This window comes from Leyella stercorea, from assembly GCF_021531355.1.
Lineage (GTDB): Bacteria > Bacteroidota > Bacteroidia > Bacteroidales > Bacteroidaceae > Prevotella.
In genome coordinates this window covers 28,751-44,334 of the sequence record NZ_JADYTS010000015.1, presented here as the reverse complement: position 1 = coordinate 44,334, position 15,584 = coordinate 28,751, and the positions used below count along the sequence as shown (strand labels likewise).

At 42.1% G+C, this 15,584-nt stretch carries 11 protein-coding genes and 1 pseudogene; 7 read left to right on the top strand and 5 right to left on the bottom strand.

Features of this window, described 5'->3' with window-relative positions:
* Positions 1-210 precede the first annotated feature (210 nt).
* The 7 genes and pseudogenes from I6E38_RS05445 to I6E38_RS05415 form a co-directional block, all read left to right on the top strand.
* Positions 211-1,767 (top strand): RNA-binding domain-containing protein, encoded by a 1,557-nt coding sequence (locus I6E38_RS05445; protein WP_235393033.1) that lies wholly within the window; start codon positions 211-213, stop codon positions 1,765-1,767.
* 8 nt (positions 1,768-1,775) lie between these two features.
* A complete protein-coding gene (locus I6E38_RS05440) occupies positions 1,776-2,069 on the top strand; it encodes a helix-turn-helix domain-containing protein (RefSeq protein ID WP_235393032.1) in 294 nt (97 codons plus the stop codon).
* Between the two features lie 1,002 nt (positions 2,070-3,071).
* Complete coding sequence (locus I6E38_RS05435; RefSeq protein ID WP_235393031.1) at positions 3,072-4,535, top strand: tyrosine-type recombinase/integrase; 1,464 nt, start codon at positions 3,072-3,074, stop codon at positions 4,533-4,535.
* A gap of 27 nt (positions 4,536-4,562) precedes the next feature.
* Positions 4,563-5,750, top strand: coding sequence for a PDDEXK nuclease domain-containing protein (locus tag I6E38_RS05430; protein ID WP_154577530.1), 1,188 nt, complete (start codon positions 4,563-4,565; stop codon positions 5,748-5,750).
* A 42-nt stretch (positions 5,751-5,792) separates the two neighbouring features.
* Complete coding sequence (locus tag I6E38_RS05425; RefSeq protein WP_225719378.1) at positions 5,793-7,043, top strand: hypothetical protein; 1,251 nt, start codon at positions 5,793-5,795, stop codon at positions 7,041-7,043.
* Between the two features lie 469 nt (positions 7,044-7,512).
* Positions 7,513-9,438: a tetracycline resistance ribosomal protection protein Tet(Q) gene (tet(Q), locus tag I6E38_RS05420; protein WP_235393030.1), complete on the top strand. Its 1,926-nt coding sequence runs from the start codon at positions 7,513-7,515 to the stop codon at positions 9,436-9,438.
* Positions 9,438-10,139, top strand: a pseudogene (locus tag I6E38_RS05415) (hybrid sensor histidine kinase/response regulator); the annotation flags it as partial. The gene tet(Q) and the pseudogene I6E38_RS05415, both read left to right, overlap by 1 nt.
* Positions 10,140-11,251: 1,112 nt before the next feature.
* On the opposite strand, the gene I6E38_RS05410 reads toward I6E38_RS05415, so the two are convergent.
* The 5 genes from I6E38_RS05410 to I6E38_RS05390 form a co-directional block, all read right to left on the bottom strand.
* Positions 11,252-11,536 carry a hypothetical protein gene (locus tag I6E38_RS05410; protein WP_154577529.1) on the bottom strand — a complete coding sequence of 95 codons (285 nt, stop codon included), beginning with the start codon at positions 11,534-11,536 and terminating at the stop codon, positions 11,252-11,254.
* A gap of 22 nt (positions 11,537-11,558) precedes the next feature.
* Positions 11,559-12,107: a hypothetical protein gene (locus tag I6E38_RS05405; protein WP_154577528.1), complete on the bottom strand. Its 549-nt coding sequence runs from the start codon at positions 12,105-12,107 to the stop codon at positions 11,559-11,561.
* A gap of 19 nt (positions 12,108-12,126) precedes the next feature.
* Positions 12,127-13,386: a relaxase/mobilization nuclease domain-containing protein gene (locus I6E38_RS05400; RefSeq protein ID WP_154577527.1), complete on the bottom strand. Its 1,260-nt coding sequence runs from the start codon at positions 13,384-13,386 to the stop codon at positions 12,127-12,129.
* Positions 13,383-13,778 carry a plasmid mobilization protein gene (locus tag I6E38_RS05395; RefSeq protein ID WP_154577526.1) on the bottom strand — a complete coding sequence of 132 codons (396 nt, stop codon included), beginning with the start codon at positions 13,776-13,778 and terminating at the stop codon, positions 13,383-13,385. The genes I6E38_RS05400 and I6E38_RS05395 overlap by 4 nt, the downstream gene beginning before the upstream one ends.
* Before the next feature lie 407 nt (positions 13,779-14,185).
* On the bottom strand, positions 14,186-15,583 hold the full coding sequence (locus I6E38_RS05390) for a virulence-associated E family protein (RefSeq protein ID WP_154577525.1): 1,398 nt from the start codon (positions 15,581-15,583) through the stop codon (positions 14,186-14,188).
* Position 15,584: the final 1 nt, after the last annotated feature.

The following is a 15,584-nucleotide window of genomic DNA, read 5'->3' as shown; positions in this document are numbered from 1 at the left end:
TACTTTTTCTATAAAACGAAAAATGAGCCATGTTAGTACTTATATATAAAAATAATTTAGATCACTTACTTATGAAAGCTTTTCACTTAAAAAGATATTATAAAATTAAAGGCAAGTGTAGCCCCACTTAAAAGCATTTATATAACCATAACGCACAATATTTTTTATGGTGATAAGTTTCTCTCACTTGTAGTACAATAAACATAAGTTATGGCACTCGCAATAAACATAAACGACCTGCTTAACAAGCAGAAAATAGAATCTAACCGCATTGAGTTCAAGAAAGGTTGGAACCCAGGAAGCATATATCACAGTATATGTGCTTTCGCCAATGACTTTGATGACCTTGGCGGTGGATATATCATTGTAGGTGTAGATACCGATGATAAGACAGGCATGGCAATACGACCTGTAGAAGGCGTGCCAATGGAAAATATAGATAACATTTTGCAAGAGATGGTGGGCTACAACAACAAAATGACTCCATACTACTTGCCTCGCACTTCTGTAGAGGAGGTTGATGGCAAACAGTTGATAGTTATATGGTGTCCTGCTGGCAGTTACCGTCCATATTCTGTGCCAGTAAACGTAACAGCGAAAGGGACAAAAGAATATTTCTACATTCGCAGTGGCACAAGTAGCATTGAGGCAAGAGGTGAAGTTCTCGTTGAATTGCGAGAGTTGGCTAATCGTGTGCCTTTTGATGAACGAGGCAATAGCGACATCCAGTTGGAAGATATTTCTCTGGTGCTTCTTCGTGATTATCTTGTCAAAGTGGGTAGCAAACTGGCTGATGATGTGATAACGACTCCGCTTTCTACCATACTTGACCAAATGGAACTGTACACAGGACCAAAAGAAAACCGTTTGCTTCGCAATGTGGTAGCCATGATGTTCTGCGAGCATCCAAGCAAGTTCTTCCCTTACACTCAGATTGATGTAGTGACATTCCCTAACGGAAAGATGAATGATCCAAACAATTTCACAGAAGTTACATTCAAAGGCAGTGTTCCGCAGATGATAAAACAGACAATGGATTACATCAAGAGCAATGTACTCAAAGAGCATGTGCGTAAGATTTCCGGTAGGCAGGAGGCAGAACGTTTTTGGAACTATCCATACGATGCTATTGAGGAAGCAGTTGTAAACTCTGTATATCACAGAGATTTCTTGCAGCATGAACCAATAGAGATTACCATTGAACCAAGCGGAATCTCTATACTCAATTGTCCTGGACCTGACAGAAGCATCTCCAAGGAGGATATAGAAAAGGGCGATATACTAAAAAGCCGTCGCTATCGCAACCGTCGTTTGGGTGATTTCTTAAAAGAACTTGACCTTACAGAAGGTCGCTCAACTGGTGTTCCAACAATACAAACAAAGTTAGCAGAGAATGGTTCACCACGTGCCATCTTTGAAACTACAGATGACCGCTTGACGTTCTTGGTTACTATTCCTGTTCATGAAGGATGTCGTGAAAGTTCGGAAACGAATAGCAACAGTTCGGAAACAGACATACTTGGTTCGGAAAGAAGTTCGGAAACAAAAACGAAAAGTTCGGAAAGAAGTTCGGAAACAAAGGACTTGATTATAGATATTATAAAACAAGACCCACATATAACAGCCGCTGAAATCGCAATGCAATTGAATATGTCTTCACGAGGAGTTGAGAAGCAAATACGTAAACTTCGTGAATTAGGCAAAATTAAACGAACAGGTGGAAGATTCGGGGGGTATTGGGAAATCGTAATATTAAATAACGAATAAAGGCAGACATGTTATTAGGAAACAAGATAAAGTCTCTTAGAGACGAACAAGGAATATTGCAGCGCCAAGTAGCTGCATACTTAGAAATTGATACTCCAATGTTCAGCAAGATAGAACGTGGGGATAGGCGAGCGAAGAGAAGCCAAGTAATTCAAATGGCAACATACTTCAAAGTGGATGAAAAGGAAATGCTCACCATTTGGCTTGCCGACAAAGTATTGGACGCTTTGGAGGGCGAAGACGAATTGAAACTTACAGCCATTGAAACAGCAAAAGACGAGTTAATGGATGTTAATCGCTAATTTGCAGCAAACAATTCATCTTCTGATATAAACAACGCAAGATTGATTTCTTGCATACAATGGGAACTTTATGGTATCATTTACGCTTGATGCCGTAAAGTTTCTTTTGATTTACAGATACTTATAAAATATATACTGCTTCAAACGTGGAGCCAGTCCTGTCACTCGTCCCACAGTGTAAAGGCCTTCGCATTGCCCTGCCAGTCGAAACGAGCAACGCCGAAAGCCCCACGTTGATGTAAGTATATAATTCCCCCAATGACAACGAACAGTACAACCGTCCGAAACCAATAAGGGCTGTATACAATACACCCCATGAGGCGTTCCCGTTGCTTTGTTTTTGACTAGCAGTTGAGAGTTTGCGAAGTTCTTACACTGTCAAAACCAAAGCGTACAGTTACGCCTTATTATGTATATGTCTACCCAACCTCTGCCCATCGGGGCTTTCGGTATGAGTATAGACATCGCAAAGGTAAGGCTTTTGCATGACAATGTATCATGTTTCAATGAGAAATTTATTGGAATTGAGCAAATTTCTTCAATCGCATATTTAAACAAGACATAATATAACATCTTATGGAATGATGGGGAGTTTCATAGATTATCACAGCATAGACATCCCCAAAACTCAAACAGTTTGTTTACGCATTGTTTACGCATAAACGAAAAAACAGCGGCCTACGCCGAAGCGTAAGTCGCTGTAATAGAAGCGTGGACCAGCCTGGGCTTGAACCAGGGACCTCCAGATTATGAGTCTGAGAGAATGATGTTTTGTGATTTTTTATATTGATAAATTTCGTTGATACACAACGTTTTGCTAATTTTGCGGCAGTTTATGATATGCCAAGAAATCCCATATCAAAATGTCTTTGTTTTCCCATTGTTTTCCCGAAAAGCATAGGAAGATAGGGCGTTTATAAGAGAAATGGTGGGTTTTGTTTTCCCATTGTTTTCCGAGATTTGAGACAATTGGCAAGTTGAGACCTACAGACTATTGGCAAAATGGCAAAGAAACTGGACACTACTTACAAGAGCGCAAGGTACGGAAGTTGTACTTATGCCCTTATCCTTGACAAGCGTCACCCCAAGAAAGACAGGGAGACGTTTCCTGTCGCTATGCGCTATACTATAGACCGAAAATCATGGTATAGTTTTGTTGCTGGCGAATTTACGGAAGAAGATTTTGCGAGAGTATGCACGCTAAGTGCAAAGGCAGTGCGTTCAGAACTCTATGAAAAGAAGATGGAGTTTGATGCTATCTTTGATGCCCAAACCGAGATGATTGAGCGTTTGGGCAATAGTCTGTCGCTCGAACGCATCAAGGCTGTTGTTACTGGGGTAGATACCACGAAAGAAACGTCTTTCATTGGCGTGTGGGAGAAGAAGATTAATTTCTATCTTACAGACAATAATGGTGAGCGTTGTACCACCGCAGAATCATACGAGTATGCCTTAAAGTCCTTTCAGAAGATAATGTGGAACAGACCTATTGTAGGCTTTAAGGTTGACAAAGAAGACATAGAGTATTGGAACAACGGCATGATGCATGGCGTAAAAGACGAAACAGGAAACCTTGTCGGCAAGATTAGCAATACAACTCGCGGAATATACCTACGTTCTTGTCGGGCTGTATGGAACGAGTGCGTCTCCTTGGGCTACCTCACCAATCAAGAATACCCATTCTCCAATATCCAGAAGAAGAAATTGGTGTCTATTCCTGTAGGGGAGTCGAGGAAGCATTGTTACCTTACAGTGGAGCAAATGACAGAATTGTATCGGGTGTTTGTTGAAAAACGCTATCCCGACATTTGGAAGAGCGGATATGCTGAGAGAGCACACTATTCTTTGGGGTTGTTCCTTGTCCAATATCTGTGTAATGGTTTCAACCTTGCCGATGCAGGAGAGTTGACCTATTCTCAATATTATTTCGATACTGGCAGAAAAGCCTTCAAGTTCAAAAGAGTGAAGACCACAAACCGCACTGAGGGAGGCTCTGAGGTGATTATCCCGATCATAGAACCTCTTCAAAGGATTCTTGACGAGATTGCCGCTGAACCTGTACTCAATGGCTTTGTATTTCCAAAGATTCTGCAAGGTGCGACATTGAAAGCAGACAAGCGCAAGCGAATCTCACAAGAGAACTCCAACGTACAGGACAGAATCATCAAGATTTGTCAGGATGTGCTTCATTGGGAGGTGCGCCCATCGGGAACATGGTGCAGACATTCTTACGGAACGAACCTTACCCATGCACGTGTAGAACAGAGGTACATATCCGAAAGCATGGGGCACTCCACCAATCACTCTATAACGGATAGGTATATTGCCCAATATCCTTTGGAAACCCAGTTTGAGTACAACAGCAAACTTCTTGATTTGGAGCCCAAGATAACGGAGGAGGACATAAACAATATGACAGAAGAACAGAAGACGGCAATGCTTCTGGAACTTCTGATGAAAAAATAATCACATTCAATATATAAAAGGTGCAACATGGCAAACGAAATATCAACATACACTCACGAAGGAATAGAACTTCCTTTTGAAGATTGGAGCAAAACGTTTCACTCTTTCAGCGACTTGGCATCCATCATTCAAACGACCCACGATGCAGCTCAGTCATCGGCAGTAAGGGCTATCAACCGTATGCAGACCATGCGCAACTGGCTCATCGGATATTATATCATAGAGTTTGAGCAACATGGTAAGGATAGGGCGGAATATGGAGCGCAACTGCTGAAGAAACTAGAGGAACGAGTGAATAGAAAAGGACTCAATGTCACTTTATTCCAAACGTCTCGAAACTTTTATAATCTATATCCGCAAATGGGACATCTATTCGTTCCAAATAAGATTTATGCGACAGTGTCGAATAAATCTGGAGATAATGCCGTTTTGAGTTGTAAAACATCAGATAATAAGACGGATGTAATTTGTGCGACAGCGTCGCATAAATTACAAACGCCACCAGAAATAGTGGTCTCACGCCTATCTTTTTCTCATATTAGAGAGATGCTGAGTGTAGAGGACCCCCTTGCCCGTTATTTCTATGAGCAGGAATGTATCAAGTGTACATGGTCTGTTCGTGAACTTCGCCGTCAGATTAGCACCAACCTATATTTCCGTACTGGTATTAGTGACAACCCAGAGAAAATACTTTCCCTGCCCTCTGTGCAAGGACACGACTCTGCTGCGTTGCAGATACGCCAACCATTCACCTTTGAATTTCTCGGACTGAAAGCACAGGAGATTATAGATGAACAAGATTTGGAGAATGCGCTTATCAGCCATCTACAAGAGTTTATCCTCGAATTGGGCAAAGGCTTTTGTTTTGAGGCTCGCCAAAAGCGCATCATTATCGATGACGAGTATTATTACCCCGACCTTGTGTTCTACAATCGCATTCTGCATTGTGGTGTTATCATCGAATTGAAGAACGAGGAGTTTTCGCATGAGAACCTCGGACAACTCAATGCTTATGTGTCATATTACAAGGAGAATGAGATGCAGCCAGGGGATAACCCTCCTGTCGGCATATTGCTCTGCACACGAAAGGGAAAGAAAATGGTGGAGTATGCCCTTGCTGGCATGGATAACCAACTCTTTGTTTCCACCTATATGCTCCAGTTGCCAGACAGAAAGACCTTGGAAGATTTCTTGTTGAAGCAGTTGGGTGAATGAAACGTTTTCTCAAATTGCCACCTAATAGCAGTAACATAGCAGATGGAGATAAGAAATTTCAAAAAGAACGCCATGAGGGATGCGCTTGACAAAGTGCATTTTTGGAAGCAGGAACACCAAGAGGATTACTCACGCTTCTCATTGGATATGATGAAGATGATGCGCAACGATTTCAGCCAAATTGAACGCATATTCAAAATGGCTGCGAAATATGTGCCTACATCCGTGCTTATTGAGTGTCGGAAACTATTTGTGTCCAACACAGATACCGTTCTGTCAGATGAAGAAAAGACAGCCGTGGCTATACGTGTTGTCGATGAAATGATGGCTTTCACTGGCTATCTGCGATTGGGTTTCTATTCCGAAGTTATTGGTAGGGATAAGAATGAAACAAACGAAGACCTAATCTTGATAAGGGAATATGGTCTTGTTGACAAGGATATGAGTGAGGAAGATGACGATCATCTTTATATCCCTTATGTCTCAGCTAAAGAGTTTTGGGATTCGTTGCCTTCCCTCGTACAAATGGCTGTATTCAATTTTAGCAAAGGGCATACAGCGGAAGAACTTGCAACAATATCAAAGCGAATAATGCTGTCTGCCATTCATGCTCTCCCAGAAATGTATTTCCGTCTTCGTGAAGAAATCTTTGAGGAACGAAATACATTGCTGATGTGTACGCTCTATTATATCTGCTTTGACCATGGACTACCCAAGAGTGCAACGGCATTGAGCAAAGTAAGTCTTAACGACAAACAACTTTCCATCGTGCGTGAAAGTGTCAAAACAATTATAGTAAATCTTGTGGAAACCAGCGTTACGCAAGGTCTTGACAAGAAAGCAGAATGGACAAAACAAAGTAAGGAAATAGAGGACATAGAATTTCGACAGACCATAAAGAATGCTCTTGCCAATACAAAAGGGAAGCATGGACGCAGAACCATTCTGCAAGAAGAACTGAGTATTGATGATATCCTAACAGCAGAAAATAAGACAGCATTGAAAGAAACCATCTTAGTTGCCCTAAACAACATGGAGCATGAATACGAGACTGCTTACATCAAGGCTGCACTTTTGCGCACCAACCACCTTGATTCAAAGACATCTTTCGCCACTTTCCTGCGTGCTGTAAATCATTTCTCTGGTCGAGAATACAAGTACGACCCAGCCCAAAGGGTTGATTCGTTCATCACAATCAATCATAAAAAGTTTGCTGTGTCAAGTAGCTCTAAGTGGCAACGTGCGAGAAGAGTTATTTCGGGGTTGGTTGAGGGGTTTGAGAAAATAGAATAAGTGATTTCATGTAAACATCTATGTCGTAGACATAAGATATAGCCCTTTCTCTTATTTTAGAAGTAATATTGTTTTTTGGAGTCAAATTGCTCCATGATTGAAAAAATTCCTCCAAAAGGTGTGAGTTTTTCAGATTTTATTTGTACCTTTGCCATGTCTTGTTACGATTTACGCTTGTTTTGATTTGCAACACTAAGATAAGTGAAAAATCTGACATGGCAAAATCCTGAGCCGCTCGGCTCTGCCGCTTGCCAAAGCAAGAGCTTTTTGTTGCTCAGGAACTTATAAATAAAGTTAAATCAAAGTGTTGCGGAATTAAGGTTTGTGTAATTTTGTAATCGTTATGCGGCAGTAATAATATACATATTAATACGAGTTAGTAATCCTGTAGTTCTCATATGCTACGAGGAGGTATTAAAAGGTGCGTTTCGACAATGCATCTACTGTAGTATATTATTGCTTAATCCAAATGAATATTATAAATTTAGGAATTCTTGCTCACATTGATGCAGGAAAAACTTCCGTAACCGAGAATCTGCTGTTTGCCAGTGGAGCAACGGAAAAGTGCGGCCGTGTGGATAATGGTGACACCATAACGGACTCTATGGATATAGAGAAACGTAGAGGAATTACTGTCCGGGCTTCTACGACATCTATTATCTGGAATGGAGTGAAATGCAATATTATTGACACTCCGGGACACATGGATTTTATTGCGGAAGTGGAGCGGACATTCAAAATGCTTGATGGAGCAGTCCTCATCTTATCCGCAAAGGAAGGCATACAAGCGCAGACAAAGTTGCTGTTCAGTACTTTACAAAAGCTGCAAATCCCGACAATTATATTTATCAATAAGATTGACCGTGCCGGTGTGAATTTGGAGCGTTTGTATATGGATATAAAAACAAATCTGTCGCAAGATGTCCTGTTTATGCAAACTGTTGTCGATGGATCGGTTTATCCGGTTTGCTCCCAAACATATATAAAGGAAGAATACAAAGAATTTGTATGCAACCATGACGACGATATATTAGAACGATATTTGGCGGATAGCGAAATTTCACCGGCTGATTATTGGAATACGATAATCGCTCTTGTGGCAAAAGCCAAAGTCTATCCGGTGCTACATGGATCAGCAATGTTCAATATCGGTATCAATGAGTTGTTGGACGCCATTTCTTCTTTTATACTTCCTCCGGCATCAGTCTCAAACAGACTTTCAGCTTATCTCTATAAGATAGAGCATGACCCCAAAGGGCATAAAAGAAGTTTTCTTAAAATAATTGACGGAAGTCTGAGACTTCGAGACGTTGTAAGAATCAACGATTCGGAAAAATTCATCAAGATTAAAAATCTAAAGACTATTTATCAGGGCAGAGAGATAAATGTTGATGAAGTGGGTGCCAATGATATCGCGATTGTAGAAGATATAGAAGATTTTCGAATCGGAGATTATTTAGGTGCTAAACCTTGTTTGATTCAAGGATTATCTCATCAGCATCCCGCTCTCAAATCCTCCGTCCGGCCAAATAAGCCCGAAGAGAGAAGCAAGGTGATATCCGCTCTGAATACATTGTGGATTGAAGACCCGTCTTTGTCCTTTTCCATAAACTCATATAGTGATGAATTGGAAATCTCGTTATATGGTTTGACCCAAAAGGAAATCATACAGACATTGCTGGAAGAACGATTTTCCGTAAAGGTCCATTTTGATGAGATCAAGACTATCTACAAAGAACGACCTATAAAAAAGGTCAATAAGATTATTCAGATCGAAGTACCACCCAACCCTTACTGGGCCACAATAGGGCTGACTCTTGAACCCTTACCGTTAGGGGCAGGGTTGCAAATCGAAAGTGACATCTCCTATGGTTATCTGAACCATTCTTTTCAAAATGCCGTTTTTGAAGGGATTCGTATGTCGTGCCAATCGGGTTTACATGGATGGGAAGTGACAGATCTGAAAGTAACTTTTACTCAAGCCGAGTATTATAGCCCGGTAAGCACACCTGCTGATTTCAGACAGCTGACCCCCTATGTCTTCAGGCTGGCTTTGCAACAGTCAGGTGTGGACATTCTCGAACCGATGCTCTGTTTTGAGTTGCAGATACCCCAGGAGGCGAGTTCCAAAGCTATTACAGATTTGCAAAAAATGATGTCTGAGATTGAAGACATCAGTTGCAATAATGAGTGGTGTCATATTAAAGGGAAAGTTCCATTAAATACAAGTAAAGACTATGCCTCAGAAGTAAGTTCATACACTAAGGGCTTAGGTGTTTTTATGGTTAAGCCATGCGGGTATCAAATAACAAAAGGCGGTTATTCTGATAATATCCGCATGAACGAAAAAGATAAACTTTTATTCATGTTTGAAAAATCAGTATCATCAAAATAATGGAACGATCCAGGAATTTCTATAAGACAATACGGTTGGGGTATATACTTATCTCCGTTCTTATCGGATGTATAGCATATAATAGCTTCTATGAATGGCAGGAGATAGAAGCATTAGAACTTGACAATAAAAAAATAGACGAGTTCCGAAAAGAGATAAACAATATCAATATTCAAATGATAAAATTCTCTCTATTTGGTGAAACAATACTGGAATGGAACGATAAAGATATCGAGCATTACCATGCACGGCGTATGGCAATGGACAGTATGCTCTGCCGTTTCAAGGCCACCTATCCAGCAGAGCGCATCGATAGTGTGCGCAGTCTTTTAGAGGATAAGGAACGACAGATGTTCCAGATAGTCCGGTTAATGGATGAACAACAATCTATTAACAAGAAGATAGCCAATCAAATTCCGGTTATTGTACAGAAAAGTGTGCAGGAACAGTCCAAAAAGCCAAAACGAAAAGGTTTCTTAGGCATATTCGGCAAAAAAAAGGAAGTAACTCCAGCAGTATCAACCACTATCCTTCATTCGGTCAATAGAAACGTAATCAGCGAACAGAAAGTGCAGGATCGCCAATTGTCGGAACAAGCCGACAGCCTTGCAGCTCGTAATGCAGAACTTAACAGACAACTGCAAGAATTGATTTGCCAAATAGAAGAAAAGGTACAAACCGAACTGCAAAGCCGGGAAAACGGAACAAAATATGTGTTCAAAGTGAACCACGACTCTCTTGATGGAGAAACATATTGGCGTTGCTTTGCCTTCTTTATGGCATGTTTCATGTCCATTAATGCAGTATCAAACACAGATGTAGGAGAGTTGGTGGCTCAGCGACACGAAAAAGAAAAGTTGATGGACAGGGTGACTGCTATGATGGAACTGAACAACTCAGTGTATAATGTGCTTGGCGATAAGTTCAAGTATTCAATCCGTCAATGGAAACATGCAAATGACAAGTCCTATGTATGTAAGGCAGATACAAAGGGAGAAACATTAACAGATCAGAACCCACATACAAATCAACTGGGCGTACAAACATTCAGCATCTCCAGCACTATGGAATGGTGGGAAGAAGCAGGATGGACGGGTGTGTGCTTCATGTACGACCGATGGTTCGCTGCTCCACCTATAGTGGGCCTGGCATTCAAGAACTTGGAGGCTGGCAGAAAAATCATCCATGAATGGAAAGAAAAAATAGCAAAGGGTGAACCAAGTATAGAACTGCATTTGATAAGAGGCATTGACAAGTCGCATCCCTCATGGTATAGAGCTTGTGTTACTCCAGAGATACCTTTTGATAAGATTACAGTAGGTCGATATGTCGCTGTGATGTGCCGGAAACATACAATGACCCCAAAAGACACGTCGAATCTTGATAATTTTGAACGGGTATATTCTCAACTTAACAAATGCCAGCTGGTGGCAGTTGAAATTGACGACCAGATGCATGTTAACATGAAAATCGATTTTAGCGAGGCCATTGAGCTTAAAAGGGTCATCATTACTGATGCATGGAAAGTATCGGCACACGAACCTACGAGAAATGCATTGGAGTGGGACGATGACCCTATCATTCCTGAGTCAGAGAAGACCACTGCCCCCGTCATTGAATTAATGAAGAACTTGCGTGAAGTTCATGATAAGATGGAGAAGAGAAATTTTAAAACCGTTTAAGAATATTACTGGGAAAATAGACAAACATGGAACTCTTATATCTGGATTCTCCAATGCATGACACAGTTCAGATAAAGATAAAGTGACATCGCATCTGATGCGTCATACATTTATCTTCTTATTCCGAGGTCTTACATCAGAAAGTCACTTGCAATCCATTCCAATTCCCTATCCACCTTGGATAGTTCCTCTTTAGACAACACATATATGCAGTCAATCGCCAGTCGGTTGGCTGCTATTTTTCTGTGTGCGAGGATGGCCTCTTCGCCACTGATGGAGGAGCGGTTTGCACCGCTCACCTCCAGATAGTCGTTTACAGCTTCACGCATGGCGAACTGTCTAATGCCAGTTTTTGCCCAGTTTATAAGGGCATCGGCAGTTGCTTTTCTTGTCTTGATATATTCGCTGTCTGTCATAATGTTTATGTTTTGAAGTTTGCTAAAAAAGTTTGATACATATCCAGATGGTGATTCCCACAAGGATAATTGCCCAACTTATAAAAGCCAAGCCGAACATCCAAGCATAGGTGCGACCATTGAAGTAAGCGCCTTCTTCAATGTTTCGGATGCGCTTTAGTTCTTTCTGTTGGTGAGCGAATAGGACATTTATTCGCTTTTCATGTTCATCGAGAGCTTGCTTGAAGACTGAAATGGCGGCATCGTTCCGCTCATTCAACTGTGCAAGTCCTTCATCGTTGATACCTACTTTGAGGTTGCTTTGTTCTGCCTTGACAATAGCATTGCAGATTCCGTCAACGATATTCTCCGTACTCTTTTGGACAGCCATAAGAGCGGTTTTTGTTAATCTCATTGTACGATTGGCTTCTGTAAGTTCCTTTATTACTGAAGAAAGGGCTTCCTTTGCTGATTCAATTTCATTGAGGGTGGCGTGGATTTCCTCCTTGCCACTCTCAATGATTTCGTCTTCCTGCATCTGATTGTACAGGGTTAGCACATCCTGTGCTGCATCTTTCTTGTTTCTTCCCATACTGATAAGTGTTTTAATGTTATCTTCTACGACTTCTCTTTATCGGTTTGCAGAGCCAATTGGCTTGCATTGCGCAACGTCTTGCCCAGTCACGGTCATCTTCGTCCTTGTCACGTCCCCAACTACTGCCTGGACTACCACCGCCACCACACGACTCCGACATACTGGTGGCAGCATCAAGGTAGCCCATAAAGAGCAGCATCGCCACATTCATAATGTCATTATGACTTGCAGATCCATTTTCGGGAACTTTGATACAACTGTTCATCGCATCGTATGCTATAGTTAGCATCTGTATATTGAAGTGCTTGCCATCAACTTGCAGCACCTTTCTGAAACAAGGAGAGCCTTTTGGTTGAACCACATTGTAAGGATGAGACAAACCACTTGGCTTGGCTACATCCCGACCTTCTTCTGTTGTTGGATTTGGCACAAAGGCAGATGACCTTTGACTAATAGGAAACGCTTGTGGATGCAGCCTATGGAAAGTGCTCTCTATTTTCGATGCCGTGAGATTTCTGCCAACGCCCAGTTCAGATGCCTTGATGGTCGTTCTACCAAATTTGAAGCGATACCCATGCACCTTTGCTTGATTTGTCTTGTCACGGATTAACTCAATGTTGTACCCCTTTGACCTCAATCTGTCGGTATAGACATTCCAGTCAAAGGCAGACATGGAACTCAACACATTCATGCAGGCGTTAGTTACCTCTACAATACGCTGATTGCGAATATCCATAGCGTCTTTCCATCCATGATGCAGATTGACGGCTTTCGCTGCCATTACGGCACGTTCACCGATGAACTTCACATCATTGAGATTGCCGTCCATGTCAAGGCGGTTCACCACCAGGTGCAGGTGGGGAATACCACTCTTGGAGTCATGGTGCAGAGCTGCAAAATACTGTGAGTTGGCTATATTGGTAGGTTTTACTGATATTGCAGACTTACCTTTTCTTTTGCCGATATGGTTCACTTTTGAGATATTGTCTATCTCATGGATGAACTCATTAAGGCATCTTTGCCAATCATCCAGATTCCAGTTTCGTGCTTCTTCCTCAGACGGGGAAAGTTCAAAACGTATGGAGGTCAGTTCGATGGGTTTCTTGACATACCTCTGCTTGAACATGGACTGATGCAGAACCATCTCATCCCACATGCCCATAGGAGGCAGACCTTCGCTAAGATGGTTGGTCTTGACGATGTCTGCACGATTGTTCTTTGTTGCATAATTGGTCATTGCCTGACCATGCTGAATGGCTGATGCTTTTGATATCATATCATGTCTAAAAATCTGTCTCTAATATGGCTCCATTCCCTGATGATGTCGTTGACACCTTGAAGCCAACGCTCCATGAAGTCTGCTCTCTTGAAGAGTTTCTTCCGCTCTGCTTGTGGCAAGGCGTGAAGCGCATTGCGCACGTAAACCAATTCTGCTCTTGCACCAGTCAAGCCTTTCAAGGCTTCTTGTTGTTCAGCAGTCATGGGTAAAGAGGGATTATGCCCAATGGCAATGTCGTGGAGATAGATGCTCTTACTTCTTCCCGACAATTGGGCATTCTTCAATACACGGTTAAACTCGTCTTCTGTGAAACGAACATCAATATGCCTGTCTTTAGGAGATCTCTTCATTGAAGTCTTCTCTTTGTAGTTGTCTTTATCTTCTGTCATTGTAAATGCGTTGTTGAAAATGATACTCTGGTATAAAAGGATTGCCAATGTGAGCCTGCGAACATTCAAGGATGCCAGTAGGAAGCGGCAAGCGAAGCAAAACCGTCAGACACTGGTACTTCTTGTTTAGACCTCCTAAAAAGCCTACGGCAAACGGAGGTACAGACTCTGTGGTGATATATCCATAAAGATTGGTTGCTGGCGAAAAGAAAGGGAAAGAAAAAATCTTTTTTCATCACTCGATAGTGGCTTTGGCATCTGTAAAATGCGATGCCAAGCGAACGTATGTCCCAAGCTGTCCCTCGGTTAAGGGTACAAATCCTTTATTTATCCTATACACTATTATTTTTAGCCTTTATAGGAAAATATTAGGGACAAAGGGACATGAAATAAAAGAAAGGAGATGGTCAGAATGGTAGTTCTGACAGCCAATTTTCTTCTTTTCCCTTTTGTTCTTCTTGTTGAACACTTATTCTCACCCATGGGTGCTTCGCCCGTCCTGTCTTGTCGCAGTATGAAGGGTGCAATCCCTTAACCTTCTCCTGCTCGCTGCGCTCCCATCCGTCCACCAATGACATGAGGCGGTTGATGTACTGGGCTGTGTACTTGGCAGGATTCCTACGTACAAGGTCGTTGGGCAACTCTTCGATAATCTGTCTTGCACATACCATGTTTAGCAGCACCTCTGGTTTGCTGTTAGGTGTTGCTTCGGTATATGCACCTTTCTGATAGGCTGCACGCATGGGAATGCTCCATGTGTCGTAAGCTTTTGGAACAAGGCGTTCCAAATAGAGCTTGATGTCATCAAGAATAGGATCGTTGAGAATGCTTGAATGGCACATTTGCACATCGTTCGCTTTTGCCTCCAATTCTGGACACAAATAGAGATTCGTGCCTCTCTTATAATAGGTATATGCCTCTGCCCATAGTTGATGCACCGCAGACTGCAAGATTGAGAGCCAGTCGGAGACATGACCATTGCCTTGAACAGGTACTATCCACCAACGACGATTGCCATTATCGCCTTGCAGGAAGTTGGTCTCGTTTGTGGTGGCTGCAAAAACATTGTGGCGCAAGTACTCTATAGGTTTGCGGCCATAGGCAGGGCGCATACAGTCGCTACGACGGCTAAGGAAAGCCTTTGCCGCCTCTGCATCATTGGCTCGCTTCATACCGTTTAGCTCACTTATCTCGATAATCCAACCATTCGTGATAGTCTCAACCTTTTCCTTGTCACCACTTGCGAACGAAAAAGAGTCGTTGAACCATCTGTCTCCAATAACTTTGAAGAACGTGCTTTTGCCAATACCTTGTGGTCCTGGCAAAGTGAGCACATTGTCGAACTTGCAACCAGGCTCAAAGGCACGCGCAACAGCTGCCACAAACCACAACTTGGTCTGTTCTCTGATGAGTGGTGTGTCTTCCGCACCGAGGTAATCAATGATGGCAGTTTCAATGCGAGGTGTGCCATCCCATTTCTCCTTACAGATGTAGTCTTGCACTGGGTTGAAGTTGCGCTCGGAAGCCGTGGTCTTCAATATCTCAAACACCTTGTTCTGTGTGAGGCGTAAGTCATAGTTCTGCTCCAAATAGTCTTGAATCTTTCCTACGGATTCTTCATCCACCTTGTTCCCATTGACATTGCGGAACAAAGGCGAAAAGGAAATGTCGTCTTGACAAAAGGTGTCAAAGCGAATTTGGCGGAGGTCTTCGTCATGCGTGAAAATCATTCTGAGATTGCTAATGGTCTTTGACACATTCCCTTTGCTGTCGGTGACTAGGTTGTCTTTCCAATCTTCTTCCATA

Coding starts and splice junctions, on each gene's coding strand:
- I6E38_RS05405 (WP_154577528.1), bottom strand. CDS start 12,107: ATGGGAAGAAACAAGAAAGATGCAGCACAGGATGTGCTAACCCTGTAC.
- I6E38_RS05430 (WP_154577530.1), top strand. CDS start 4,563: ATGGCAAACGAAATATCAACATACACTCACGAAGGAATAGAACTTCCT.
- I6E38_RS05440 (WP_235393032.1), top strand. CDS start 1,776: ATGTTATTAGGAAACAAGATAAAGTCTCTTAGAGACGAACAAGGAATA.
- I6E38_RS05390 (WP_154577525.1), bottom strand. CDS start 15,583: ATGGAAGAAGATTGGAAAGACAACCTAGTCACCGACAGCAAAGGGAAT.
- I6E38_RS05395 (WP_154577526.1), bottom strand. CDS start 13,778: ATGACAGAAGATAAAGACAACTACAAAGAGAAGACTTCAATGAAGAGA.
- I6E38_RS05445 (WP_235393033.1), top strand. CDS start 211: ATGGCACTCGCAATAAACATAAACGACCTGCTTAACAAGCAGAAAATA.
- I6E38_RS05400 (WP_154577527.1), bottom strand. CDS start 13,386: ATGATATCAAAAGCATCAGCCATTCAGCATGGTCAGGCAATGACCAAT.
- I6E38_RS05410 (WP_154577529.1), bottom strand. CDS start 11,536: ATGACAGACAGCGAATATATCAAGACAAGAAAAGCAACTGCCGATGCC.
- I6E38_RS05435 (WP_235393031.1), top strand. CDS start 3,072: ATGGCAAAGAAACTGGACACTACTTACAAGAGCGCAAGGTACGGAAGT.
- I6E38_RS05425 (WP_225719378.1), top strand. CDS start 5,793: ATGGAGATAAGAAATTTCAAAAAGAACGCCATGAGGGATGCGCTTGAC.